The 26,949-nt window shown below is 58.7% G+C and carries 21 protein-coding genes; 16 read left to right on the forward strand and 5 right to left on the reverse strand.

All coding sequences use genetic code 11. The features are described from left to right. The first annotated feature begins 4 nt into the window (after positions 1-4). From nuoE to THTE_RS02755, 11 genes are all read left to right on the forward strand, one after another. Positions 5-523, forward strand: coding sequence for an NADH-quinone oxidoreductase subunit NuoE (gene nuoE, locus THTE_RS02705; protein ID WP_237260187.1), 519 nt, complete (start codon positions 5-7; stop codon positions 521-523). Positions 524-546: 23 nt separating this feature from the next. Further along, positions 547-1,932, forward strand: coding sequence for an NADH-quinone oxidoreductase subunit NuoF (gene nuoF / locus THTE_RS02710; RefSeq protein ID WP_095413993.1), 1,386 nt, complete (start codon positions 547-549; stop codon positions 1,930-1,932). A 118-nt stretch (positions 1,933-2,050) separates the two neighbouring features. Beyond that, positions 2,051-3,688: an NADH-quinone oxidoreductase subunit G gene (locus THTE_RS02715; RefSeq protein ID WP_095413994.1), complete on the forward strand. Its 1,638-nt coding sequence runs from the start codon at positions 2,051-2,053 to the stop codon at positions 3,686-3,688. A 126-nt stretch (positions 3,689-3,814) separates the two neighbouring features. Continuing rightward, positions 3,815-5,098, forward strand: coding sequence for a complex I subunit 1/NuoH family protein (locus tag THTE_RS02720; protein ID WP_237260188.1), 1,284 nt, complete (start codon positions 3,815-3,817; stop codon positions 5,096-5,098). A gap of 14 nt (positions 5,099-5,112) precedes the next feature. Next, entirely contained in the window at positions 5,113-5,682 is a 570-nt protein-coding gene (locus THTE_RS02725; protein ID WP_095413995.1) for a NuoI/complex I 23 kDa subunit family protein, read from the forward strand. Positions 5,683-5,740: 58 nt separating this feature from the next. Next, positions 5,741-6,508, forward strand: a complete 768-nt coding sequence (locus tag THTE_RS02730) for an NADH-quinone oxidoreductase subunit J family protein (RefSeq protein ID WP_095413996.1) — start codon at positions 5,741-5,743, stop codon at positions 6,506-6,508. Positions 6,509-6,541: 33 nt separating this feature from the next. Next, on the forward strand, positions 6,542-6,991 hold the full coding sequence (gene nuoK, locus THTE_RS02735) for an NADH-quinone oxidoreductase subunit NuoK (RefSeq protein ID WP_095413997.1): 450 nt from the start codon (positions 6,542-6,544) through the stop codon (positions 6,989-6,991). Between the two features lie 5 nt (positions 6,992-6,996). Beyond that, entirely contained in the window at positions 6,997-9,060 is a 2,064-nt protein-coding gene (gene nuoL / locus THTE_RS02740; RefSeq protein WP_095413998.1) for an NADH-quinone oxidoreductase subunit L, read from the forward strand. Positions 9,061-9,207: 147 nt separating this feature from the next. After that, a complete protein-coding gene (locus tag THTE_RS02745) occupies positions 9,208-10,992 on the forward strand; it encodes a complex I subunit 4 family protein (RefSeq protein WP_095413999.1) in 1,785 nt (594 codons plus the stop codon). After that, on the forward strand, positions 10,982-12,583 hold the full coding sequence (locus THTE_RS02750) for an NADH-quinone oxidoreductase subunit N (protein WP_095414000.1): 1,602 nt from the start codon (positions 10,982-10,984) through the stop codon (positions 12,581-12,583). Before THTE_RS02745 ends, THTE_RS02750 begins: the two co-directional genes overlap by 11 nt. A 313-nt stretch (positions 12,584-12,896) precedes the next feature. Further along, a complete protein-coding gene (locus tag THTE_RS02755) occupies positions 12,897-13,688 on the forward strand; it encodes a polyprenol monophosphomannose synthase (RefSeq protein ID WP_095414001.1) in 792 nt (263 codons plus the stop codon). A 207-nt stretch (positions 13,689-13,895) separates the two neighbouring features. Here the strand turns inward: THTE_RS02755 and THTE_RS02760 are convergent, their stop codons facing one another. The 4 genes from THTE_RS02760 to THTE_RS02775 form a co-directional block, all read right to left on the reverse strand. Further along, positions 13,896-14,078, reverse strand: a complete 183-nt coding sequence (locus THTE_RS02760; protein ID WP_095414002.1) for a hypothetical protein — start codon at positions 14,076-14,078, stop codon at positions 13,896-13,898. Positions 14,079-14,129: 51 nt separating this feature from the next. Then, positions 14,130-14,777, reverse strand: coding sequence for a DUF6677 family protein (locus THTE_RS02765; RefSeq protein ID WP_095414003.1), 648 nt, complete (start codon positions 14,775-14,777; stop codon positions 14,130-14,132). Between the two features lie 241 nt (positions 14,778-15,018). Further along, a complete protein-coding gene (gene nadA, locus THTE_RS02770) occupies positions 15,019-16,167 on the reverse strand; it encodes a quinolinate synthase NadA (protein ID WP_095414004.1) in 1,149 nt (382 codons plus the stop codon). 82 nt (positions 16,168-16,249) lie between these two features. After that, a complete protein-coding gene (locus THTE_RS02775; protein WP_095414005.1) occupies positions 16,250-16,741 on the reverse strand; it encodes an FxsA family protein in 492 nt (163 codons plus the stop codon). A 642-nt stretch (positions 16,742-17,383) separates the two neighbouring features. On the opposite strand from THTE_RS02775, the gene glgP reads away from it, so the two are divergent. Beyond that, entirely contained in the window at positions 17,384-19,579 is a 2,196-nt protein-coding gene (gene glgP / locus THTE_RS02785; protein WP_207651762.1) for an alpha-glucan family phosphorylase, read from the forward strand. Between the two features lie 71 nt (positions 19,580-19,650). Then, entirely contained in the window at positions 19,651-20,943 is a 1,293-nt protein-coding gene (gene tyrS / locus THTE_RS02790; protein WP_095414007.1) for a tyrosine--tRNA ligase, read from the forward strand. A gap of 9 nt (positions 20,944-20,952) precedes the next feature. Here the strand turns inward: tyrS and THTE_RS02795 are convergent, their stop codons facing one another. Next, on the reverse strand, positions 20,953-22,605 hold the full coding sequence (locus THTE_RS02795) for a DUF6798 domain-containing protein (protein ID WP_095414008.1): 1,653 nt from the start codon (positions 22,603-22,605) through the stop codon (positions 20,953-20,955). A gap of 335 nt (positions 22,606-22,940) precedes the next feature. Here THTE_RS02795 and THTE_RS02800 point away from each other — a divergent pair, with 335 nt between their 5' ends. From THTE_RS02800 to THTE_RS02810, 3 genes are all read left to right on the forward strand, one after another. Then, a complete protein-coding gene (locus THTE_RS02800) occupies positions 22,941-23,813 on the forward strand; it encodes an NTP transferase domain-containing protein (protein ID WP_095414009.1) in 873 nt (290 codons plus the stop codon). A 447-nt stretch (positions 23,814-24,260) separates the two neighbouring features. After that, positions 24,261-25,394: a DUF1559 domain-containing protein gene (locus tag THTE_RS02805; RefSeq protein ID WP_168175893.1), complete on the forward strand. Its 1,134-nt coding sequence runs from the start codon at positions 24,261-24,263 to the stop codon at positions 25,392-25,394. Between the two features lie 78 nt (positions 25,395-25,472). Continuing rightward, positions 25,473-25,934, forward strand: a complete 462-nt coding sequence (locus THTE_RS02810) for a carboxypeptidase-like regulatory domain-containing protein (protein ID WP_095414011.1) — start codon at positions 25,473-25,475, stop codon at positions 25,932-25,934. Positions 25,935-26,949 lie beyond the last annotated feature (1,015 nt).

Raw genomic sequence — 26,949 nt, forward strand, 5'->3', positions numbered from 1 at the left:
AGCCGTGAACGACAAGCAGACGCCGACCGAGGTCCCGTGCGAGACGGGGCGTCAGATTCTGAGCGAGGGTCTCCGCGACAGGATTCGTGCGTATTTGCCGCGGTATCCGTCGCCGCGGGCGGTCGTGCTGCCGGCGCTTCACCTCATTCAGCAGGAGTTGGGCTACGTACCTCCCCAGGCGGTGCGCGAGCTGGCTGCCCTGCTGGGAATTCCTGCCCCGGAAATTCAGGATACCCTGACGTTTTACGGATTTTTCAAGCAGCACAAGCCGCTGGGCAAGTATCGCGTGTGGGTGTGCCGATCGCTGAGTTGCGCCATCTGCGGGGGAGAAGATCTGCTCGGTTATCTTCAGGAAAAATGGCAGATCGAGCCCGGTGACACGACGGCCGACGGGCGGTTCACTCTCGAGGCGGCCGAGTGTCTTGGGGCGTGTGAGATGGCCCCGGCCGTGCTGATCAACGAGACCATTCATGCCCGCGTCACCCGAGAGAAGCTGGACGAAATCCTGGATCAGTTGCCCTGAATACTTCCCACACAGAGAGTGCCATGGAGAGTTTTGAACCGGTGCTGTTAGCGAACATCCAGCGACCTGACAGTCATACCCTGGCCGTCTACGAAGCCACGGGAGGGTACCAAACGCTGCGCCGGGCACTCCGGGAACTTTCACCCGCTCAGGTTGTGGACGAGGTTCGACGAAGCGGTTTACGGGGTCGTGGGGGGGCAGGTTTTCCCACGGGCCTGAAATGGTCGTTTCTTCCGGCGGACCATCCGGGACCGATCTATTTATGCGTCAATGCGGACGAAAGTGAGCCGGGCACGTTTTGCAACCGTGTCCTCATGGAGTTGGATCCTCATCAGGTACTGGAGGGAACGATCCTCAGCGCGTATGCGACACGCGCGACAACGGCTTACATCTATCTCCGCTATGAATACCCGCTGGCCTATCGGCGGTTGCAGGCGGCCATCGATGAAGCCTACGCGGCGGGTTATTTGGGCAGGAACATCCTCGGCTCCGGTTTTTCGCTGGATGTGTACATACATCGGGGCGCAGGGGCCTACATTTGCGGCGAAGAAACTGGCCTTATCGAGAGCATTGAGGGTAAGCGGGCGTGGCCTCGCAGTAAACCTCCTTTCCCGGCGGTCGAAGGGCTCTTTCGCAAACCCACCGTGGTCAACAATGTGGAGACGCTTGCCTGCGTGAAACACATCATCGAACGCGGAGCCGACTGGTTCCGCAGCATCGGTGTGCCTCCATCACCAGACGATCCCCGTGATCCGGGAAGTTTTGGCCCGAAACTGTTCTGTATCAGCGGACATGTCAACAAGCCGGGGTGTTACGAGGCACCGCTGGGAATTTCCTGTCGTGAATTGATCGAAAAGTTTGGCGGTGGGGTGTGGAAGGGCCGCCGCGCCAAGGCGGTTGTGCCTGGAGGACTGAGCACGGGCGTCCTTTCCGTGGACGAGCTGGATGTGCCCATGGATTTTGTGGGGCCAGTTCAGAAGGGATGCCTGGGGCTGGGGACGGGGGGTGTCATCGTCATGGATGAGACCTACCCGATGATTGAATTCCTTCACAACAGTTGTCGGTTCTTCGCTCACGAAAGCTGCGGCCAATGCACGCCGTGTCGCGAAGGGACCAGTTGGGCCCTGCAAATCGTCAGGAGAATCAAAGCGGGGCGGGGGCGACTGGTGGATCTCGACCTCCTTTTGGAAATTGCGGACAACATCGGGATCATCCCGGGGACAACCATCTGCGGTTTGGCGGACGGCGCGGCGTGGCCGATAAAGACGGCGATTCGGAAGTTTCGGGAGGAGTTGGAAGATTACATCAAACGAACAAACCCCACGGGTTACAAGACCCGGCGGCCGGTGCCCGCCCTGGACAACGGTTCTCCTTCCCACAAGGAAAGTCCCGTGTCGTTCCAGGGATAGCAGGCGGTCAGCGATGAGCCAGGCAAGGAGGTGAGCGGGGTGGATAGTCCAGGGGCGGGGGCATGGCCGAACAGGTGAACCCCACCATGCATGAAAATGAGGGGGAAGGAAGTCAACTATGCCGGTGGTGATCGTTGACGGAAAAGAGATTGAAGTCAGAGCAGGGGAGCGTCTGAACGCCATCGAGGTGGCGGCCCGCGCAGGCGTGCAGATTCCCCATTACTGCTGGCACCCTGGTTTATCGGTCGTCGCCAGTTGCCGGATGTGTTTGATCGAGATGGGCACACGCGATCCTCAGACGGGAAACGTCGTCATGCTGCCCAAACTCGTCCCCGCCTGCAACACCCTGGTCAGGGATGGGATGGTGATTGTCACCAACACCGAGAAGGTGGCGCGGGCACGGGCGATGGTGGAGGAAGACCTGCTCCTGCGTCATCCGATCGATTGTCCGATCTGCGACAAGGCCGGGGAGTGTCGGCTTCAGGATTATCATTTTCAGTACGGGCAGGGTGAGCGCCGGGCGGATATTCGCCCGATCACCAGTCGCAAACGGGACATCGGGGATCTGTTTCTGTTCGTGGACCGTTGTATCATGTGCAGCCGGTGCGTGCGCTTCACGCGAGAGATTTCGGGAACTTCGGAGCTCATGATCGTCAACCGCGGGACGCACGAGGAAATTGACGTGCTCCCCGATGTTCCTCTCCACAACAAACTCTCGGGCAACGTGGTGGACCTCTGTCCAGTAGGGGCCCTCGCGGATAAAGACTTCCTTTACAGACAGCGGGTTTGGTATCTCCGACGCAAGGCGAGTGTGTGCGGTCTGTGCGCCACGGGATGTTCCATTTGGATTGAGGAAAATCAGGATCGCGTCCACCGCATCAAGCCGCGGGAAAATATGTTCGTCAACAAATGGTGGATCTGCAACGACGGCCGGTACGGTTATCCGTTCATCCATCACCCAAGCCGGATTCGGGGGGTGGTGCGGCGTACGACGAGCGGGCAGGCGGCCATCGGCTGGACTGACGCTTTGCGGGAGATCGAGGAAAAGGTGCGAACGGCGGCTCGCCCGGCAATGTGTCTGTCGCCGTTTCTCACCAATGAAGAGGCGTATCTTGCTGCCCGATGGATGCGGAACATGCATCCGGACAGCGTCATCGCTCTGGGGCCGGTGCCACGCGAAGGGGAAGATGAGCGATTCCCGGGTGGATTTGTGATCTCAGCCGAAAAATGTCCCAACCGGCTTGGGGTGGAAGCGATTGCCTACGGGTTGGGAAATGGGGTGCTCGGTTGGTCGGACTTCCTGGAGGAAGTCGCCGCGGGTCGGATTGATCGCGTCATCGTCCTGGCGGGTTATATCAAGCCGTGGCTGGATGAATCGCAGGCGGAGACGGTGAGGAAGGCAAACTGGGTGGCGCTGGCCGATCTGTTTCCCAGCCCCCTCAGTGGAAAAGTGGACCTCCTTTTGGGAATGGCGACCTACGCCGAGCATGAGGGATCGTACGTGAACCGCAGTCATCGGCTGCAGTGGTTGCAGCGAGCCGTCCGACCACCCCTGGGCAGCCGCTGTGTGGGGATGGTCTTCTGGGAGCTCAGCGGTCGAACGGGGGTTTATCAGCCACGAATGGTTCTGGCGGAACTGGCGGCGGAGTTGCCGTACTTCTCGGCGGCTGCCGGGGAGATCCCCGACGTGGGTGTGGATCTGCGCGTCAACCAGTTGGCGCCGAGCACCGCGGAAACGCAGGCCAGCACGGCCTAACGGATGGATTTCAATTTCGTGAGCGAGAGGCTCAACACCGCGAGTGGTGATGCACAAATCGTTGGGAACAACATCAATGGGAGACCGGGCACACGATCAGTAGATCAGCCCGATTGAGGCTCGAACATGGTCGGATTGATCATCGAAACATGCGTCAAAATTGCCCTCGCACTGGGGGTTTTGATGACCGCGGCGGCCTACCTGGTCCTTGTCGAGCGGTGGATTGCCGCGTGGGTTCAGGACCGGATTGGGCCGAACCGCGTGGGGATTCCTCTCACCAATATTCGCCTGTTTGGCCTGGGACAGCCGATTGCTGATGGTGTCAAATTGATCTTCAAGGAAGAATATGTCCCCGGGCATGTGGACCGAGTGGTTTACAACCTGGGGCCGATTCTCACCTTTGTGGCGGCGGTGGCGGTCTATGCCGTGGTGCCCTTGGGCCAGGTGGATCTGGGCATTCCGGGATGGCGGCCCATTGACCTGACGATTGTCCCCCAATTTGATGCGGCGCTGGTGTACCTCTTTGCGGCCAACGGCGCGGCCGTTTATGGTGTGATCGCAGGGGGCTGGGCCAGCCGAAACAAGTACAGCCTGTTCGGAGCACTCCGTGCCGCGGCTCAACTTATCGCTTATGAGATCCCACTTAGTCTGACGCTTCTGGTCGTTGCGCTCCACGCGGGCAGTCTTCGGCTTGACCAGATGGTGCTCCAGCAGGCCCAAACGGGAATATGGAATATCGTCCTGCATCCGCTGACGTTCCTGGTGTTTTTCGTGGCTGTGACGGCGGAGGCGGCCCGGCTTCCCTTTGACCTCCCCGAAACCGAGCAGGAGCTCGTCGGTGGATTCCATACTGAATACAGCGGCATGCGTCTGATGACGTATCTGGTTTCGGAATTCCTCCACATGGTGACGGCCGCGGTGCTCATTGTCCTGTTGTTTTTGGGTGGATGGCATTTCTGGGGTCTGACGGGCACGGAGCCCGTGGCCGGGATCGGTGGGGCCCTGCTTCGCATTATCGTCTTCACGGTGAAGGTCCTCGTGGTGATCTGGTTTTTCATGATGATGCGCTGGAGCTGGCCGCGGTTCCGGTTCGATCAGCTCATGCGGCTGGCGTGGAAGGTTCTCATTCCGTGGGGAATGGTGCCGCTGGTGATCCTGGTGTGGTGGTATTCGGGTGGCGAGGAAGCGCTGGGACTGGAAGGTGGTCGGGCCCTTGCCGTATTGGCGGCCATCAATTGGGCGGCCCTCATTGCGGTATGGATGGTGACGGCCCGGCTCAGCCCCCCCTCGTATGACAACCGGCCGCGGCAAGACCTGGTGAGATTGGCAAGGCAGTCGGAACAGGCCATCCCGGCTGGAGTTCGCCCCACGGCAAAAGACTGGCAGCCGAGCTTCGACAATGAAGAGTGAATGGAGTTAGTCCCATGAAGCCCGATAGCTCTGAAATACGCTGGGTGGACGAGCCGCCGCTGACGCCGGCTGAGCGGTCCTATTTGCCTCTCTTCATCGAAGGACTGACGACCACATTGCGCCATCTATTCAGTCCCAAGATCACGGTGCAATTTCCCGAAGAGCGCCACGAGTTTCCTGATCCGATCATCTACCGTGGAGTGCACCGTCTCAACAGGGACGAACAGGGTCGGGTGAAATGCGTCGCGTGTTTTCTCTGCGCGACTGCCTGTCCCGCCCATTGCATCGACATTGTGGCCGCGCCCAGCCCCTGGCCGGATCGCGAAAAATATCCCGTCGTTTTCAACATCGATATGCTTCGGTGCATATTCTGCGGGATGTGTGAAGAGGCGTGTCCCGTGGATGCCATCGAACTGACAAGTTTGTACGATCTGTCCGGCAAGAGCCGGGAAGAGATGATCTTCGACAAGGAAAAGCTTCTCAGCGTGTATGATCAAACCAAAGACCTTGAGCCTCCCCGTTGGATGCGGGAGCAGGACGTGGTCGAAGACCAGAAGACTGACTCGGCTTCCGGAGAAACCTGACTGACGAGCGAGGGACAGATTCTTTCAGGCAAACGTTGCCCGGAAAGGTGGAAATACGATGGTTTCGGGTACGACCATTCTCGTAGCGGGGATGTTGTTGACCCTGGCTGGGCTGTTCTGGGCCCTGCCCTGGGGGACGGCTCGCCGTCGAGCCCCGGGCTGGGTCCTGGTGGCTTCAGGACTGGTGATGATGGCCAGCCTGATTCCCTCGTTTGGGGGTTTTCTTGCCCGAGGCGTTCTCTGGGGAATGACGCTGGTGACGCTGGGGTCGGCGGTGGCCATGATCACCTCGCTGCGCCCGCTCTACAGTGCCCTGTGGTTCGGGATGACAGTCCTGGGTACCGCGGGACTGATTTTGTATCACGGGGCAGAATTTGTCTCGATGGCCCTTATTGTGGTCTATGTTGGGGCCATTCTGGTGGTCTTCCTCTTTTTGATCATGCTCGATGAACCTCGCGGTCAGGCGGGATTCAATCGCCGGAGTTGGGAACCTTTTATGGCGTCGCTGGCCGGGGTGGTGCTGATCGGCCTGGTGACTGGGAGTGCGTTGGAGGCCTTGCGGCCGCAGGACGCGCAAAACGAGGCCGCTCCGCCGGCTCTCATGAGCGGTGAGAAACATGCGTCGGGTTTGGTGCCGACGGCGACGGTCGAGCTGGGCCAGGAACTTTTTGGGTCGTTTGCCCTCGCTGTGGAAGCGTTAGGACTCCTGCTGATGCTGGCACTTATGGGGGCCACTGTGATCATTGCCCGGCCATTGGAACCTTTGATCGATCTCAGAAGCTGGGAGGCACCGGGTATGCCCAGCCTGGTGGAATGGCTGCCGTGACGACAGAGACGGAATATATGGAATTTGACAGCGATGTCTGAGAATGCCCTTTTAATTCAACAATTGTGGGTTGGTGCCTGCCTGTTTGGGTTGGGACTGGTGGGGTTCCTCAGCCGCCGGAACCTCATCCTCATGTTTCTGTCCGTGGAGCTTATGCTCCAAGGCGTGTCGCTCAGTTTTGTTAGTTGGGGCCGTTTCCACGGACAACTTCAGGGGCAGGTTTTCGCCCTGTTTGTGATGGCGGTGGCTGCGGCTGAGGCGGCCGTGGCACTGGCCCTGGTTCTCAATCTCGTCCGTGCTCGATATGGCCTGGACGTGTTGAGGGTCCAGCACCTGAGGGAGGAGGGCGTGGGCGAAATTCCCCGTGAAGCAGAAGAGGAGGAAATACCGTCCCCGCCACCGCCCAGTTGGCCCAAGTTGCCGCGGGTCGGACGCGCTCCTGTGATCCCGGAAGAAGTCCTCGAATATCGACCGAGTGTCTGACGACCATGAGCTTTTTGATTGTCCTCGTTGCAGGAATGCCGCTGGTGGCCGCCCTCGTGACGGCTGTGCTGGGACCGCGCGTTTTGCGAGAAAGCAGTCATGTCCCCACCGTAACGGCCACGGCGATTTCGTTCGTAGGCTCACTGGCGCTTCTGGGGATGCTGTTACGATCGGCCCCGGCCGTCCACGGCAGTCATTCTGGCGAGCACGTGCCGACGTTTGAGCGAGTCTTCGAGCTGTGGAGTTGGGCGGACATCAGTCCCAGTGGCGCATCCGTCGAGCGACCTGTTCCCCATGGCACGTGGGATTTCGCGAGATTTCATATTCCGGTGGCGCTGCGGGTGGATTCGCTCACGGTCTTCATGCTCGTGACCGTGACGTTCATTTCGCTGCTGGTGGCGATTTATTCCATCGGATACATGCACGAGGACCCTGGCTACTGGCGCTTTTATACGTACATCAGCCTGTTTGTCTTTTCCATGATCATGCTCGTTTCCGTGAGCAATTTTGTCCTTCTTTATGTTTTTTGGGAGGCGGTGGGCCTGTGCAGCTATCTGCTCATCGGATTCTGGTACAGAAAGCCGGAGGCAGCCGCGGCAGGCAAAAAAGCTTTTTTGGTGAACCGTGTGGGGGATTTCGGCTTTGCCCTGGGGATCTTCCTGCTGTGGTCGATGTATGGGACGCTCAACTTCCACGACACGATCGATCCGCAGACGCAGGAGGTGTTTTCCGCGGGGATCCTGGGGACTGCCCGACTTCTCCACCCGGAAAAGGGGCTCATTCACGGGGGACTGGCGACCGTCGCCTGTCTGCTCCTGTTTGCGGGGGCGTGTGGAAAGAGTGCCCAGTTTCCGCTTCATGTGTGGTTGCCCGACGCGATGGAAGGCCCCACGCCGGTGAGCGCTCTTATTCACGCGGCCACGATGGTGACGGCGGGCGTTTACATGGTTGCCCGGTGCATGCCGCTGTTCCAGGTCGCCCCACATGTTCTGGAGATTGTCGGTGGAGTGGCTACGTTTACGGCTCTCATGGCAGCCATCATAGCGCTCACGCAAACCGATCTGAAGCGGATTCTGGCGTACTCCACGATCAGCCAGCTCGGTTACATGTTTTTGGGGCTCTCCGTGGGCGGGCTGGTGGGAGCGGCAGCCGCCATGTTCCACCTCTTCACGCACGCTTTCTTCAAGGCCCTGCTCTTCCTTGGAGCAGGAAGTGTGATGCATGCAACAGGAGGTGTCATCGACCTGAATCAAATTGGCGGGCTGCGGCGCCGGTTGCCGTGGACGCACGTTACCTTCCTGATTGGCAGTCTGGCCCTGGCGGGGATTTTTCCCCTGGCGGGATTCTTCAGCAAGGATGAGATTCTGGTCGCTCTCGCCGGACGGGCCCATCACAGTGGCTACTATCAGCTGCTGCTGGTCGTGGCAATGGCGACCGCGTTTCTCACCGCGGTGTACACGTTCCGAGCGTATTTCCGCACATTCTTTGGCGAGGAACGCGTCCCCGCGGAGAGCGCCGGCCATGTTCACGAATCCCCACCGGTGATGCTGATTCCGCTGGGCATTCTGGCCGCGGCTTCGGTCATTGCCGGAGCGTTGGTGGGACCAACGCGGTGGGTTGAGCATTTCCTCAGCGGGACGGTAAGTCTGGATGCAGCCGCGCGGCTGGCCGGGCATGGCACGGCAACTCACGCGGGAACCATCCCCTGGATCAGCCTGCTGCTGGCGGCGCTCGGTGTGGTCGTGGCGGCCGGCGTGGTTTTCGGGCCCAGTGCCTTGGTCGATGGGATTGTCGCCCTTTTCCGAGCCATTGGCCTGTACACGCTTTCTTACCGAAAATTCTTCTTTGACGAGATTTATCAGTGGGTCGTGGTCCGACCTTTGGCCGGACTGGCGGGTGTGGCTGCCTGGATTGACCGGTTTGTGATTGACTGGCTGGTGGACGTTGTGGGCCTTATTCCTCGCTTTCTGGGAGCCATGTTACGTGGTGTCCAGAACGGGTTGGTCCCGTGGTATGCCCTGGGAATGGTCCTCGGCATGCTTGTGCTGCTGGCGGCGCTTGTGCTGTAAGTGCCTCGGCCGTGAAAAGGACGGTTCGGGAACAGGACTCAAAGGAACGGGACGTAATAAGAAAACACAACGCCCGAAAATTGAAACGTCATCGGCAAGGATTTTTCGCGACGATTGATGAGTTTTGATCAACTGTAGGACACACGCATGGGCACGTTACTGGCAATTACCGTTTTTCTTCCGCTGGTGGGCGTTCTCCTCGCCGGTCAAACGCGGGAGTCGGCTCGACTGGTGGCCCTGACGGTCGTGCTCGTGAACTGCTTGCTCAGCGGATATCTCGTGTTTTCCTATCCGGCGGGCGCGCCGAGTTTTGCCGTGCTGGAGGTGCCCTGGTGGCATCGGTCGGAGGCCACGCTCGGGGTACGCTTTGCCGTGGGGCTGGACGGGCTGAGCGTGTGGCTGTACGGTCTCACCTCGCTTCTCATGATCACCTGTGTTTTGGTGAGCTGGGAAGCGGTGAAAGACAGCGCTCCCGCGTTTTATCGCCTTCTGCTTCTGCTTTATACGGGCATGTTGGGAGTCTTTGTGGCCCGCGATGTGCTCCTCTTTTATCTGTTTTTTGAAGCGACACTGATTCCCCTTTTTTTCCTGATCGGGATTTGGGGGCACGAGGAGCGGCGTTATGCCGCGATGAAGTTCTTCCTTTTCACGCTTGCCGGCAGTGTGCTGACGTTTTTGGGTTTGCTGGCCCTGGTGATCTGGAATGCCTACGCGAGCGGTTCGGGAGTGGTGACGTTCTCCATTCCCGAACTGACGCAACGGCTGGCGGAACTGCGTGAACGGGGGCAACTACCGCTGGCTTTCCAGCTTTGGGTGTTCTGGGCGCTGTTCGCGGGATTCGCCGTGAAAGTACCGCTGGTACCGCTTCACACGTGGTTGCCGCTGGCGCACGTGGAAGCCCCCACCGCGGGAAGCGTGCTCCTGGCCGGCATTCTCCTGAAAGTTGGTGGGTATGGATTCCTCCGTTTTGTCCTCCCGATGGTGCCCGATGCGACAGCGCAGGTAGCCCCCTGGATTCTTGGCCTTTCCGCGATCGGGATCATTTACGGGGCCCTGACGGCCTTTGCCCAGCGGGACATCAAACGCCTGATCGCCTATTCCAGCGTGAGCCATCTCGGGTTCTGTATGCTGGGAGTTTTCACGCTCAATGCCCTCGGGCTGCACGGAGGGCTTTTGCAGATGATCAACCATGGACTGGCCACCGGTGGGCTTTTTGCCGTGGTGGGGATGATCTATGAACGATATCACACACGGAAGATCGAATCTTTTGGCGGCCTTGCCCTGAAGCTCCCCGTCCTGGCGTTTTTCATGTTCGTGCTCACGTTTTCCAGTATCGGCCTGCCCGGTCTGAACGGGTTTGCCGGAGAATTTCTGGTTTTAGTGGGGATGTTCCAGCGGGCGTGCCACGTCGGAGGGTGGGAATGGGCCTTCGCTGTGGCGGGCACTTTGGGGGTGGTGCTCGGCGCGTGGTATATGTTGACGCTGGTGGGACGTGTGTTCTTCGGGGCACTTCGCGAGCCCCCCTCGGAGAGTGTGGCTGCCCGCGATGGCGCGACGGCTGAACAGTCGGAGCCCCGCGAGGAATGGCACACCTATTCCGTCTCGGCAGGGCAGCACGGTGTCCGGGATTTATCCCTGCGGGAAGTGCTGGCTCTTGCGCCGCTGGTTGTATTCATTGTCTGGATCGGCATTCAGCCGCAGTTTTTCCTGAGTCGGATGACCCCCGCCTTGAAGTCGGTCCAGAAGTCCCTTGCGGCACCCGCGCCTGCCCAGATCGCGGACGGAGCGGTTATTCCTGGACCACGCCAATTGCTTGGTGGGGACGTGCTGACCGGCCAAGTGACGCCGATTGCTGGAAGTGAAGAGCAACTCGCTGACGCCGTGTACACAGAACACGTGACATTTAATCGCGCGACCAACCATGATGACTGACTGGCTACCTGAAATCGTGCTCACGATTGTGGCCGTTTTGTGCCTGGTTCTTGCGCCTTTCCAGGTGCGGCGGAGTTGGTTCTACGCGCTGTCCCTCGTCGGGATGGTGGCCGGTGTCACGCTGTTTTATCTCCAGCAGGGATTTCTCGTTTCCAGCAAAGACATGCTGGCTGTGTTCGGCCGAGGGCTGGCCTTTTCCGTGGGGCTGATCCTCGTGCTGACGGCCAGTTCTACCGGACAGGAAGGCGAACACGAAGGCGAGCGATTGGGGAGTCTGCTCCTGGGGATTGTCGGTCTGGCGCTGGTTGCTCGGGCGGAAGATCTGGTACTTCTGTTTGTCGGATTGGAGCTCATCTCCGTCGCCTCGTACATCCTTCTCTATGTCGATAAGGAAGGGCCCAATTATCGGGAGGCGGCTACCAAGTACTTTTACCTCAGCGTGCTTTCCTCGGCCGTGTTCCTGTATGGGCTGAGCTTTGTGTACGGCCTGGCCGGCACGCTATCGCTGAAGGGGCTGATGCAGGCGGGGGCGCAGGGCGTGTTTGCAGGTGTGATCGGGGCCATTCCGGTAGTGCTGGTCCTGACGGGAATTGGCTTCAAGATCGCCGCCGTACCGTTTCACTTCTATGCTCCCGATGTGTATCAGGGGACTTCTCACCGCAATGCAGCCTTGCTGTCGGCCCTCCCCAAGGCGGCGGGCATGCTGGTGCTGGTGCGGCTGCTGCTGGAGGGAATGTTCGGAGGACCGGACCGCGCATGGCAGGTGGTCCTGGCGCTTTCCGTGCTCACCATGACGCTGGGAAACGTCCTCGCCCTGTGGCAGACGAATCTGCGGCGACTTCTCGCCTACTCTTCAATTGCCCATGCAGGATACATGCTCATCGGTCTCACCGTGGCGATGACGTACGCCACTCCCCAGGGACATCTGTGGGATGGGGCAGCAGCGTTGCTTTTCTATCTTATCGTGTATCTTCTGGCGACACTGGGCGCATTCGCCGTGCTCGGCATGCTGCGACTTGGCGATCAGCCAGTCGAAACCCTTGATGACCTCCGCGGGCTGGCTTATGCACCTCACATGGATTTGCGATTGCTGGCCTGGTCGCTGGCGATCTTCATGCTGAGCCTGGCGGGGATTCCACCGTTGGCTGGTTTTTGGGGGAAACTCGCCGTGTTCTTCAGCGCGCTGGATGTGGGGGGAGTTCCCGGTGGTGGGCCCGCGAGGTCACGCCTCGTCTTCCTCGCCGTGGTGGGGGCCGTCAATGCGGCCATCGCCGCCGCGTATTATCTCCGGGTTGTGGGAGCAATGTTCTTTGTCACGGCTCGTGGTGAGACGGCGGGCCAGGAAAGGCAGGCGGTCCAACTTCGGCAGGGTGCCATGCCGGCCATGCTCGCCGTTGCCCTGTGTTTGATTATGACGGTCCTCATCGGCATTGCCCCAGGGAGGTGGATCGATCATGCCCGACGGGCCAGCCCCACGCTCCGCGGACCACAGCGATCCATGAAGCTCGCCACCATGGAAGGGAAGCTTTTGGAAATGAGCGGTCCTGCGGCATTACCTCTGTCGCCCGTGTCGCAGGACGTGTCCGAATGACGCTCCCCAGGGCCAGGCAAAGAGGGAGCGAACCGTTTCCTGAACGGTCTTCCGATTCTGAATTGCGGATCCCAAGCGAGTCTCTGCCACCGGCCTCGCCTGCCCTGCCCGGTGACGGGAGACGGAGTATCCAGCGTGGAGAAACGGACCTGACACGGAGGTCCCTCCGATGAGCCGGTGTTGCTGGTTGCTCGAGCTGTCTTCACAATGAGTCAAAAGCCGCGTGCGGGTTCCCCTCGAGGGACGTGGTATCCGGACGAAGAGTCTGTCGGCCATTTCGGCAACACCAATGATGTGATGTTGACCGCTACACATGGTGGATCAGGGCGAGTGCCTTATCGTCATCGCGACCTATAACGAGCGGGAAACTCTGCCCCCGCTTTTGGAGGCCATTTTCACCACCGTGCCAACCGTGGATGTGCTTGTGGTGGACGATAATTCACCCGATGGCACAGGCGAGTGGTGCGAGGAATATTCCCGCGGGGATCCGCGTTTGCGGTGTCTTCATCGACCCGGGAAGCAGGGTCTCGGTTCGGCGATCATCGCGGGCCTTCGCGAAGGTATTGCCCAGGGGTATCGCTACGTGCTCACCATGGATGCCGATTTCAGCCATCCGCCGGAGAGGCTCCCCGATCTGCTCGCCGCCATGGAACCGGCCAATGGGCCAAAGGTGGATGTGGCGATCGGTTCCCGTTATGTCCCTGGCGGCCGGATTGAAGGCTGGCCCCTGCGACGGCATCTGATGAGTCGCGCGATCAACTGGTTTGCGCGACTGATGCTCGGCTTGCCCGTCCGGGATTGCAGTGGCAACTTCCGGTGCTACCGAGCGGCGACACTCGCCCGATTGGACTTCAGTGAGTTCTGTTCGTCGGGCTATGCATTTTTTGAGGAAATCCTTTACCGCATGCGGAAGATTGGGGCCGTCTTCTGTGAAGTGCCCATCACGTTTGTGGACCGGCGGGAGGGAGCCTCCAAGATCACCTGGCGGGAAGGGCTTCAAGCGGTGGCGGTCATTGTGAAACTGGCCCTTTCCGAACGCTGTGGGCGCGGAAAACCGCGGAAAAAGAGCAACCAATTTTCCGTCAGAGAGTCCGCCGATCCGTGAGAGGGGCGTATCAAATCTGAGGCGGTCGCGGTGCCGCTGCCCCGATGCGAGCGAAAAATATTGGAAATCAACTCGCCGTTCTTGGTTATTCTTGGCGGAGAGGGCGGCGATGGGCTAAAAAGAAGCCTGGGCGATACCGTCTTATCGTGCCCGTCCTGACGCTTGCTACTTTGGGTAAACAGTTGACGCCCCACACAGCTTGATCAATCAGGTGAACGCGTCCAAGAGCTGGAGAATTGCCGCGATGATGCCCATGAAGACGACGATCCAGACGAGGGTCTTGACCCCATGCCGCAAGACGGCCGGCATCGCCTCTTGCCGGGTGCCGGCATAAACCAGACTCACGGCGATGAGGAGCGGTACGAGATACCACATGTAATTAACGGTCATAACGCAATCGATTCCTGCGTTGGTGTGTAAAAAGTCCACCGCTGTTCGCAGTCACTTCGAATTGGCCATTTCTCCGGCATTGGCAGGGGCCGCGGCGCTGGGAGAGTCCTGGGCGGCCTCCTGGTCTTTGCGGGCGGAAGGTTCCGGGAACAGCGGCCCGCCAAATGCATCGAATATCACCAAAATATTGAGCAATCCGGCGATTGCCGTGTACAGGCTTCCCAGATCGAAGTAGGCGTGCAACTCGTAACAGATCCGCGACAGCGTGGGCGGATTACCGTCATCCGTTCCCAGTCGGGGAGGTGCCATGAAGTTATTCCATAAGGGCGGCTTGTTCTGACGTACCCGGGCAGCCTGGATCAGGGCCGGCATGGCCGGCAGTCCCACACCGATCTGGCAGAGGTAGTATAGCCGCATGTCTCCCGGCCGAAACGACGCGTACACCACTCGCGCATATCCGAGCTCGCGGTTCCCCCCCAGATAGCAGCCATAGATGAACAGGCCCATGATGCACACGAAAAACAGGATGGCTTTGGCCTGGCGGCCCTGATACCAGTGGCCAAGTCCTGGCAGCAACCACGCCAGAAACGCTGCGATCCAGGGATCCTTCAAAGTCACCCACCGGCCTTCTTCGTCCAGAAAGCCAGGACTACGCTGCACGGCGGGGGCTTGCGTCAGGGTGCGCGCTCGTTCGCCCATGATTGGCCTTCAATTTGATGGGATGGGATATTCCTCGTGCGGGGGTTCTGAGCAACAATCTGTCGGCTGACCGGACATCCTGCCAGCGACAGGCCAAACCAGGCTGAGTGTTCTTTCATTGAAGCTAGTCGAGACATGGGAAAATTGCAACGGGTCGCGTGGTTCGGGAGAACCCGCAATCCCGCAACCACCAACCGCCGCCAGCGTGTAAAAAACCCGCGGACCCGAGCAGTTCTTCCGGTCACCGGCCTTTGAGCTCCAGCATACGTTCCAGGGCCACCAGGGCATCTTTCGCCGTGGCATCATCAACGCGAATGACGTTGACCGGCGTACCGGCCGCCAGGTTTTCCGCGGCCCAGCAAAGATGGGGCAGGTCGATGCGGTACATCGTGGAGCACATGCACACGACCGGGGCCAGGAAATAGATTTCCTGTTCAGGGTGCTTCTTCTTCAGACGATTGACGAGGTGAAGTTCAGTACCGATCGCCCATTTGGTGCCGGGAGGGGCCTCCTCCACCGCCCGAATGATCCTGCCCGTCGATCCCACGACGTCGGCCTTTTCCACGACCTCCTTCATGCACTCGGGGTGCACGAGGATTTTGATGCCGGGATAGTTGGCGCGGAAATAATCGACGTGCTCCGGGCGGAAAATCTGATGGACGCTACAGTGGCCTTTCCAGAGGATGACCGTGGACTTTTCGATGGCCTCCCGGGAATTGCCACCCAATTCTCGGGCATAGGGATCCCATACTGGCATTGCTTCTAAGGGAATGCCCATTTTCAGGGCGGTATTTCTGCCGAGGTGCTGGTCCGGAAAGAAGAGCACGCGTCGTCCCCGGGAGAGCGCCCACTGGAGGGCCACATCCGCATTGGCAGAGGTGCACACGGTGCCCCCGTGCCGTCCGCAAAATGCCTTGAGTTTGGCGGACGAATTGACGTAGGTAACGGGAATTACCTCAGAAATGTCGATGACCTGGCTTAACTGCTGCCAGCACTCCTCCACCTGGTCGATCTCCGCCATGTCGGCCATGGAGCAGCCTGCTTTCATGTCCGGCAGAATGACGGGAATGCGTTCGCCGCGCTGGGCTACTTTTTCCGGCCGATTGGCAAGGATGTCCGCAGTCTCCGCCATGAAATGGACACCGCAGAAGATGATGGCACGGCAGGCTTCGTTCTCGGCCGCCAGGGCACTCAGGCGATAGCTGTCTCCCTGAAGGTCGGAAAGCTCAATCACCTCATCCCGCTGATAATGGTGGCCGAGGATAAGCAATCGCGGACCCATCTCCCGTTTGACGGCCAGAATCCGTTCTCTCAGTTCGTCCGGGGAGAGTTTCTTGTAGGCCTCGAACGGATAGGTTTCACTCTGAGCGGTTTCCAGCACACTTGTCATTGGTCGAGCACCTTATATTGATGAAGGTTGTGGGCAGCAAACAGGATTTTTATCTCCAGCCGGGGGAGAGAATTCACATCTCTCAACGGACCCTGCGGAACTCCACATCGATGACGTTGTCCTCAAACGGCGGCTCCGGCGGCACAGCCGAGTCGCTTGAGTAAAACCACCAGGCTGATCCGGCACGAGGTGCCCCAACCGTGGTGAACACGAAGCGTCGCGCAAGGTACCTGCGGAGTGCTGCCTTGATGAAATCCCTCATTGGGCGAAAGAGCAGGGCAAAGCCGATCACATCGGTGATCAATCCCGGGGTTAGCAGGAGGACTCCTGCCACAAGTACGAGGAGCCCGTCGAACATGGCGTCGGTGGGAAGTTCACCTCGGGCGAGCTGTTCGTTGAAGCGAAACCAAACGCGGAGTCCTTCCCGGCGAACCTCGGCCGCCCCGATGATCGCCGTGACGACGACCAGGGCCAGGGTTGGCAACCAGCCAATGTGGGCGGCCATCCACAGCAGGATCGCCAGCTCCACAAACGGGAAGATCAGAAACAATCCAAGCAACCAGAGAAAAAACATTCGGGAGACTCCATGCGAATGATTGTCCGGCAGGCAAAACGTCTCGTTTGATTCTCACCGTTAATTTTATCCCGCCAGAGTCCAAAAAAGGCGCTCCGTCGTGTGTTGATGGACCGGAGCGACGATATTACTTGATCGATCGGGTTTATTTTGTGTGCCTATTTTGCCTATCTTTCTGGCGTTGGCAAAAAGGTTGGGAGACGAAGAACGGTTGTGCCGATTCAGTCGGAAAGCCCGAAGCGACACGGTTCGGGGCCGGGATCGGTGTTGGGTTACTCGGTTCCCGACTTCCGGAGGGGATGGCTGCTCTCCAATCGCCTTTTGCACAGGTGGTATAATCGGAATTTTCAGCGACGGTCCAATCGGCGCGAACCTGGATGCCAAGTCGTTCCCTGATGGAGAGGAGATAACGTTTTGCCTGCAAGCCGAGCTGTCAGGTGGGGGAAATCTCGCCCGAATTACCCGGCGGCGACTGGTCATGGGGCTAACGAACCGCAAAAAGGTGGGCGAATTGCAATTTCCGGGATCGCTGGGTGTGAGCAGGTCGTGAGCCGGTGAGGGCGTATCCCTTGGAAACGGCCAAGGAGCGGTTTCGGCTGTGTGCCGGCCGTTGATCAATACACGGAATGGGAGTGGATCTTGATGGGAATTGCAGAACTCTCCACCAACCACAGCATTCGTCCGGCAGTGGAGCTCAGCATGTCCGCCCAAACGATGTACGACAAATGTGTCACCCTTGCCAGGAATCTCTGGTGGACCTGGCAACCGGACGTGATCAACCTCTTTCGCGATCTTGATCCCATTCGATGGCGGCAGTTGGACCACAATCCGGTGGCCCTCCTGGCAGAAATGACTCCGGAGCGGTTGGAGGCGCGGGTGGCCGAGCTAGCCCTGCAGAGCCGGATCAACCAGGCCTACCGTCGGCTCAAGGAGTACCTCTCGGAACGTCCCCTGTGGGCACGTACGAACGCTGGGGTCCTTGGTTCGAAGCCGGTGGCGTACTTCTCTCTGGAGTATGGTGTTCACGAGTCTGTGCCCATCTATTCTGGGGGTTTGGGGGTTCTTTCGGGCGATCACTGTAAGAGCGCGAGTGACCTAGGCGTGCCCCTGGTGGCCATCGGGTTGTTTTACGATCAGGGGTACTTCAAGCAGCATTTGACGGTCGATGGCTGGCAGGAGGAAGAGTACATCGACGTGGATGTCACTAAGTTGCCCCTCGACCTGGTGACGGACGCACAGGGCAAACCCATCATCATCACACTGGAAACGCGCACTTCGCGTCTGATGGCCAAAGTGTGGCAGATGCGCGTGGGGCGGGTCAACATTTACCTGCTGGATACCGATGTGGAGGGGAACAGCCCCGAGGACCGCGAATTGACCAGCCGCCTCTATGGCGGTGATAACCGCACGCGGATTCGGCAGGAGTTGGTGGCGGGTGTGGGCGGCGTGCGGGTCCTGCGGGCTTTGGGGATCAAGCCGGGTGTCTATCATCTCAACGAGGGTCACAGTGCCTTCGCCGTCCTGGAGGTCATTCGGGAAAAGATGATGGACGACGGCCTCAGCTTTGACGAAGCCTTCCGCGAGGTTCGCCAGTGCACTGTTTTCACCACCCATACGCCGGTTCCTGCGGGACATGACCGCTTTGACGCGGGACTTGTCGAGGAACACCTCGGACCACTGCGCGACGCCCTCGGGATCTCGCACGAGACGCTGATGGGGCTGGGACGCGTGGAGCCCTCGCGGATGGACGAACCATTCTGCATGACGGTGCTGGCCCTGAAATGCTCGCGAAAGGCCAACGCGGTGAGCGCCCTTCACGGGCGGGTAACGCGTCAGATGTGGTCCTCTCTGTTTTCGTGGCGCGTGGAAGACGAGGTGCCGATTGGCCATATTACCAATGGTGTCCATATCCCCAGTTGGCTGGCCTGGCAGATGAAGCTCCTCTATGACCGCTACTTCCCCGATCGGTGGTTCGAACGGATGGGGGAACCTGAAGTCTGGCAGGCCATTTACAATGTGGATCCCGGCGAACTGTGGGAAACGCACCTCACGCTGAAGAACCAGTTGCTGGCATTCGTTCGACGTCGGGTGAGCCGACAGTGCCGTCGCCGCAATGAACCGGACGAGGTGATCGAGGCTGCCCGAACGATCCTTGACCCGAATATCCTCACCATTGGTTTCGCACGACGTTTTGCGACCTACAAGCGTGCGCCGCTCATTTTGCACGATATCGATCGGCTTGCGCGAATTGTCAATGATCCGCAGCGGCCGGTCCAGTTTATCTTCAGTGGGAAAGCGCATCCACGGGATACGGCGGGCAAGGAGTTTATCAAGGCCATTGCCAATTTGCGGCATGATCCCCGCTTTGCCAAGCGGATTGTCTTCATTGAGGATTACGACATCAACGTGTGCCGCCACATGATTCAGGGGGTGGATGTGTGGCTCAACACCCCGCGACGACCGCTGGAAGCCAGCGGGACAAGCGGCCAGAAAGCCGTCCTCAATGGCGCTCTCCATTTCTCGGTGCTGGACGGGTGGTGGGCAGAGGCCTACGACGGCTCAAACGGCTTTGCCATTGGGCATGGGGCGACGCATCGCTCCGAACATGTCCAGGACGCGCGGGATGCGGAAAGCTTCTACCATGTGCTGGAAACCCAGGTGATCCCCGAGTTCTACGATCAGGACGCCGATGGCTTGCCACGCCGCTGGGTCCTCCGCATGATGAATTCCATCAGTTCACTGGCATGGCGGTTCAGTTCGCACCGCATGGTGGCGGATTACGTTCGCCTGGCCTATCTGCCGGCTGCCTGCGGGACCAGCGCCGAAATGCCGCGATGAATTTCCGGTTCCCTGTCTGGCGTGAGGAAATACGGGCAATCTTTTAGAAATCGAAGAAAAGGTCTTTCTTGATGCTGGCCGGGAACGTATACGAAGAACTCCGCTGGCGCGGGCTTATTCACCAATGTACCGACGAGGAGACGCTCCCCAAATTGCTCGCCGAGCGACCGCGCACCGTCTATGCGGGCTTCGATCCCACTGCCGATAGCCTCCATGTGGGGCATCTCATGGCGATCATGGTCTTGCGGCGATTTCAGCAGGCGGGCCATCGTCCAATTGCCCTGGTCGGCGGAGCCACGGGAATGATTGGCGATCCCAGCGGCAAGTCGGAGGAACGCAAACTTCTGGCCCTCGACGAACTCCGCCACAATGTGGAAGCGGTGGCCCAGCAACTCCGGCGGTTCCTCGATTTTGATCGCCAGCCGAACGGGGCGCTTCTTCTCAACAACTACGATTGGATGTCGCGGTTCAGCTTCCTCGATTTTCTCCGCGAGGTGGGAAAGCACGTTCCCGTCAATGTGATGCTCACCAAGGATTCGGTGAAAGCCCGGCTCGAGAGGAGTGACTCCGGCCTCAGTTACACCGAGTTCAGCTACATGCTGCTCCAGGCGTACGACTTCGTGTATCTCTATCAGAATTACGGGTGCGAAATCCAGGTCGGCGGGAGCGACCAGTGGGGAAATATCACCGCGGGGATCGATCTGGCCCGACGCCTGCTTGGCGTCCAGCTCTATGGGCTGACGTGCCCGCTGCTCACCAAGAGTGACGGAACCAAGATGGGAAAGACGGAGAGTGGGGCCCTCTGGCTGGACCCGCGCAAAACGTCACCCTATCAGTTCTATCAGTACTGGATCAATCTCGAAGACGACGTGGTGGAAAAGTGCCTCAAGTATTTCACCGACCTTCCCCGCGAAGAAATCGAAGCGGTGGTCGGGGAGCATCTGGCACAGCCGGAAAAACGACTCGGGCAGCGGCGGCTCGCTCAGGAATTGACTCGGCTGGTCCATGGTGAAGAAGGTCTGGCCGCCGCTGAGCGAGCGACGGCCATTCTTTTCGGTGGGGAAATTGATCGCCTGACCGATCGGGAACTGGGCGAAATTTTTCATGATGTCCCCAGTCATGCGGTGAGCCGGGAACGGCTCAACGGGGAAGGCCTGCCGCTCGTGGAAGCCCTCTGTCTGGCTGGGCTCGCCAAGAGCAAAAGTGAAGCCCGACGCATCATTCAGCAGGGCGGTGCCTATGTGAATAACCGGCGGGTGCTTGACCCTGACGCACGCCTCACCCCGTCCGATCTGGCGAGCGAGACCACGATTGTGCTCCGCACCGGCAAAAAACACTACGGCCTATTGCGATTTGAGGGCTAATTCCCCGGCTCATTCGGTTTTTGTCGGCCCGACGCGATAGATCACGTAATCGTTGTCCGGTCGGCAAAACACGGGCTCGAAGTTCAACGGGGGAGTTCGCTGGGTGAGAATGTACTCAAACTGGTACTTCTGCGCCAGATCGCTCAATCTGGCCTCGCCCAAATCGGTGGCATTTCGCGCCCACCACTCACCGCGGATGGGATCGTTGATGAGGTAAATATCCTTGAGTTTTGCCCACCAGGCGACGATAGACCCAGCGTCTTGGGGAATTTCTTTCCAGGTGACCACTTCGCTTCGATTGGCATACCATTTGAACGTGCTCTTGGTGAGTGGGGTGAGGAATCGGGCATCCGCGGGGGTGTTGGCAGAGATCCACTGACAGACTTCCCGCCATTGCCGAAATTCCCGGCGAGCGATGGGGTCCTCCTGCCAGATAGACCACCAAAGGGCGGTTTGCCCACTCTGCCAGGTACTCCACATGACGTCTGTCCATTCCGTTCGAGGCAGGGTGGCCTGCGTGCGGACCGGCACATAGCTGCTCAGATGGAAGACACATCCCACAGTTCCCAGCGTGACCAGAGCCGCCCGAGAAGGGCCGGGGACGGCAATCCGATTGCTGGCCACCATTCCGATCCACAGGGCCGCTCCTAGCGGAACCGCGACGTCCGAAAGTCGGAACCAATAGTAGCGGAGCACTGCCGCTGCAAACTCGGGCCAGATAGTCACACTCCATGCAAGCATCCAACCACAGAGAGCGATGACCAGGCTTCCCAGAACAAACCGATGAATTCGTTGCCAGGCTTCCGTGCCCCGCCACCCATGCGATGCACCAAGAAACAGGCCGGTAAGAATGAGAAACCGTGTGGCGTCCTCAGGGCGAAAACATCCTGGCACGAGGTGATGGGCAAGACGCTCGAACGTGTAAATCCGATGGGCTTCGCGGAGAATCTCCGGCGGCACGTTCCACGTCAGGGCAAGTGAAGGAACAACACCCGGCAGTGCCAGAACCCCCGCTATCAGCACGGCAGGCAACAACATTTTCCAGTGCGGCTGTCGGCCGTTCATCAGCCATGCCACGAAAAGCGCCACAAGGGACCAGCCACCGACCAGAACATGGAAGGCAGTGGCCAGCCCCATCAGGATGAGGCTGGCCTTCCACTGTCCAGCAGCGAGCATGCCCAAACCGAACAAAACAACGGCATACGCAAAGCCCTTGGCCTCCACGCCCCCGATGACCCATTCTCCGGCCATGGCCATCCGTTCCTGAAAGGCCGCAAAAAGAATCGCGCCTAACACGAGCGACCATCCGCGTAGCCCCAGACACCTGCCCAGAAAGCACCAGCCGGCGGCAAGTAACGCCCAGGTGAGGACGCGTCCGGTCCAGGCCAGCACTGGCAACGGAAGAAAAAGCGACAACCAGCCAAACGTGAAATAAAACACCGCGTGCGCGTCGCCAGTAGCGAAGAAATCGTCCCGCGGACACCACTGAGGGTTCCAGAAGTGAACGGCTTTCCCGAGGTAGTACGGTTCGTTGACATCGGGGACCGGCCACGCTCCCTGCCATGCGAAGGCCACCAAAACCACGAGCCACTCCCCAATGCGAACCGGGAGCACCCTCAGTGACGGGCACGCGCTTGTGAGACTAAACCGTTCGAGAACCATGAACTCCTGAACAACTCGGTGGACCTGAGGCGAAAATCTGTTTGCCGTCGAACTTTCGCTGTCGCGAACGGACTTGGCGGAAAACAAGCGGATTATCGCCTTATCATACCACGTGGAAGGGGCACGGATCGGTCGGCATGAAGAAGGAATCGGCCCACCGAGCCTCGGCGGACCCGAGGTCGTGTTGCATCAGATAAGCCTGGAAAAAATGTGGATTGCCCATTTCGGCTGACGATCAAATGAATAAGCTGTGCCGCTCGGAGGGCTTATGGGGATGAATCAAGGTGTATGAAAAGGGTGGGTTGTAACCAATAAGTGGACTCCGAGGCATCATAATGGTGTCCGAAACTTGCTGGTCGCATTCTGACGTGGTGCTCATTTTGTGCGCGGGTGATGGGGTTCGGTGGAACAACTATTTGGGCGTTCCCAAGCAACTGGCGCCCCTCGGTGGTGTGCCCGTTCTGCAACGTTCGACGCAACTGGTGCAGGAGCTAACCGAGTGTGTACCGGTGGTGGTCACTGCTGGCGAGAGGCTCGCGCAGCCGGCGACCCGGCTGTTTTGCCCGGCGCGACGCCGCTGGATTGTGGAAACCTTAGCCGCCACAGCGAATCTTTGGGGCCGAAGTACGATTGTCCTGCTGGGGGATGTTTTTTACTCCAGGGAGGCTATGCGAGGGATTTTCGAGTGTTCGGGAGACCTGATCTTTTTCGGCAGGACTGGCGCCAGTTTCCTTTCCGGCAAGCGTTATGGTGAGATCTTTGCCCTGAAATTTACTTCCTCCGCTGCCCCTTTTGTACTCCAGGGTCTTGAGCGTGTTATCCAGAAGGCGGAACGTGGAGGGCGGGGCAAACTTTGGGAATTGCTGGAGGATTTGCGAACCGCTGGCAGGACCGCCGTAGCGTTCCAGCATGTTGAAGATGAAACCGACGATTTTGACTGCCCAGAGGATTATCGGCGGATGGTCTGGCTCTATCGGGGTTTTGGATCGCAGAGCAAAGCCGTCCGGACAATGGCAAGGATCGTCGGCCTGTTATTATTCGGACCCCACGCGATCTGGCATCGTTGGAAACAGTGGAGAACCGATCGGCGACGAGCGGGCGAAAACCCTGACCTGGTGCCACGACCACGTCCCGTGCGGTTGGCTGGCTATCACCATCCCGGCGCGTTTTTGTCGGCACCCCAGTATGCGCCACTGGCCCATGAATAAAAAAAACTCGCCAGCGCGGCGATGGCGAACAGGAGGGCCCGCTTCTTCACGTGGGCACCGTGAACCCTGGCCTGCGTCATTCTGATTCCGGGGCCCGGCGGTGATCAGAGTCCACGCTGGTCAGAGTTACTTAAGTCGGCGACGGTTCCCTGCGGGCAAAGTATCGGCCCACCGTCAATCCATCGAAAACTCACGCTGGTCGAGTCTTTTTTCCCGTTCTTTTGTATCGCCCGTTAAAGGCTTTCTCTTGAGCAATTGCCATCCTAACCCACTCATCGACGCGCGGCAAGACACCCCTCCCCGGCAGGGGCCAGCGACAAACTGCTTGACTGGTTGGGGCCATTACAGCACAATAGTAAATGGTTAAGCTATTGGCGGTTCATGCGTTTTCCGAGTGGTTACGAAGAAGCGGTTTTGTGGTTTCCTGCTGTAGTGGAGGGTTTTGCCATGCGCCATCGTGCTTTCACACTGGTTGAATTACTTGTTGTCATTGCGATTATCGGGATTTTAATTGCTCTCTTACTGCCGGCGGTACAAGCTGCCCGGGAGGCTGCCAGGCGATCTCAGTGCACAAATAATTTGAAGCAGATTACCCTAGCGGCGCACAACTTCCACGACGTTTACAAGCGGTTGCCTTGCGGAACAAACGACCCCTTGTGGGTGAAGGGGTTCACAAGGTATGGAACGACCACCCGCATCGATTGTGTGGATGTGTATTCGTTCCGTGTGACTCTGCTACCCTATATCGAACAGCGGGCTTTGTATGATGTGATCACGGGTTATTGCAAGCAGGCGTCCGAGACCAACCCGTATGTTTGGAACACGGGCAATGGCAATTGCAACATTCCGCTACCGTGGGCCCCGGACGACATGTACGATGGGCGTCCTAATCCGTTTGAGACCTATATTGCGACCTACGTCTGCCCATCGGATTCGAATGCGAATACGTCTCAGCGCACCAACGTCTTGGGGTGTGGTAATTACGTGGGAAACCGTGGCGATGCGCCAGTGGGGGATACATGGCGCGAAACGCGTGGCTTGTTCGGGCCGGGCAACTGGGTTGTGATCGATATGGCCGGCGTGACGGACGGAACCAGTAATACGGTGTTCCTCTCAGAAACCTGTGCAGGGAACGCGGACTCGCTGGCGGGTGATGTGAACATTAAGTCGGGTATCGGGACGAGTGTGAATCCGGTTCGGCAGGCACCAGCCGTATGTTTGACTCTGCGAACCGCCCAAAACACGATTTCCGGTGGTACGTCCTCGGCAAAAGCTCGTCGCTGGGCTGATTCCCGTAACTGGTATGGCGTGTTTTTCACCTGCTTGCCACCCAATACGGTGTCCTGTGGTCCGGAGCGCGAAGCACTCATTACGGCCTCAAGTTATCATCCGGGCGGGGTGAATGTGGCGTTCGTCGATGGTTCAGTTCGCTTCATCAGCGAGACGATTGACGCTGGAGACCCAACAAAAACGCTGCCCGCGCCAAATCCCAATGAACCACACCAATACACGGGTCCTTCGATCTACGGTGTATGGGGTGCCCTTGGCACACGTGCTGCCAACGACACAGCGTCGCTCTGACGTAATCTTTTGCGCGGTTAGGGTCAAAGGTTTCCGTCGATTCTAACAAAGTCGATTTTCGAAAGCAGGATGATATCTATGAACATGAGACAGGTTCAGCTTGCGGGCTTTCTTTCGTCTGTATTGTTGTTTTCGGTTTGGATCTCTGGGTGTGGTCAAAGTGGACCGAAAACTGCTCAGGCGATGGGTGTGGTCACCTACAAGGGCCAACCCGTGGAAGGAGCCAACGTCATGTTTAGCCCGACCACCCAAGGACAGGGAGTGGCCGCCATGGCGGTGACGGATGCCGCCGGGAAGTTCACGCTTCAGACCGCGCAGGGGAAACCTGGTGCTGTCCCCGGTGAATATGTGGTTATGATCACCAAGACGGAAATGGTACCCACAGGAGAGAAAGTCCCTAAACCGGAAGGTGGCATGGAAGACGTCATGACGACGAAACATCTTCTCCCCGAAAAGTACAGGTTTCCGTCCTCGACACCATTGAAAGTCAAAATCGAAGAGGGCAAAGTCAACGAGTTTCAATTCAATCTCGAAGACTGACCGCTCTCTCGATCGAGTTCATGCGCGGAGCCGCCTGAGACGCTCAATCGTTTCAGGCGGTTTTTCTGTTTGACTCGATACTGCACTCACACGTGGCGGTGAAGAGATCCGTTTGCGTTGCGAACGCTCTTGGCGACGGAATGCCAACAAATTGAAACTGGACAAACTAATAAGACTCACAGAGAAAGGATCAAGTTATTCCTTGAGGCAGCTAGGCAGGAAGAAGCGGTGTTTCACAGTGAGAATGATGGTAGTGGCAGGTAAACATGGGCTCAGATTGGTGTTTCAGCAGCCACAGTGCTCGCTTCGCGCGTACCACCATCCTCTTGCATGAGCGATTGAGTAGTCGCAGAGTGTCCTAGCTTATAACAAGCTTCTCAGCGTCTACCGGTAGGGGCAATTCATGAATTGCCCCTACCAGGGCCAGTCACAGCACACGGCCGAGTGGCACCGGGCACGACAGGCGTGCCCCTCCGACCTTTTTCCGGAGGGACGTGCTTGTCAGGTCCGCCGTTTGACGTTGGATCATCCATTCGCTTTCGGCGGGGACTGAAGTCCCGCGCCGAAAGCGGGGCTAAAGCCCCGCACTCCATGGAGTGCGGCGATTCATCGCCGCTTTTTCGTGAAGGCTTTAGCCTTCACAACCTTGGCGTCGGTCCGGATGGAACGACGATAACCGGTCGCGGTGGAATTCGACCCTCCAATCCACACAATGGAGGTCCGCACAATTGGAGGGACCCGCTTGTCAGGTCCGTTTTTTTCGAGCGTTGATAATCCATTTCGTTGCGCGGGCACGACAAGCGTGCCCCTCCGACCTTCGGAGGGACGTGCTTGTCAGGTCCGTTTTTTTGGAGGGACGTGCTTGTCACGTCCGTAATACAGCGCTCGATCATCCATTGTCTTTCCGCGGGGACTGAAGTCCCACGCCGAAAGCGGGGCTAAAGCCCCGCACTCCATATGGAGTGCGGCGATTCATCGCCGCTTTTTAGTGAAGGCTTTAGCCTTCACAACCTTG

The sequence above is a fragment of the Thermogutta terrifontis genome, from assembly GCF_002277955.1.
GTDB lineage: Bacteria > Planctomycetota > Planctomycetia > Pirellulales > Thermoguttaceae > Thermogutta > Thermogutta terrifontis.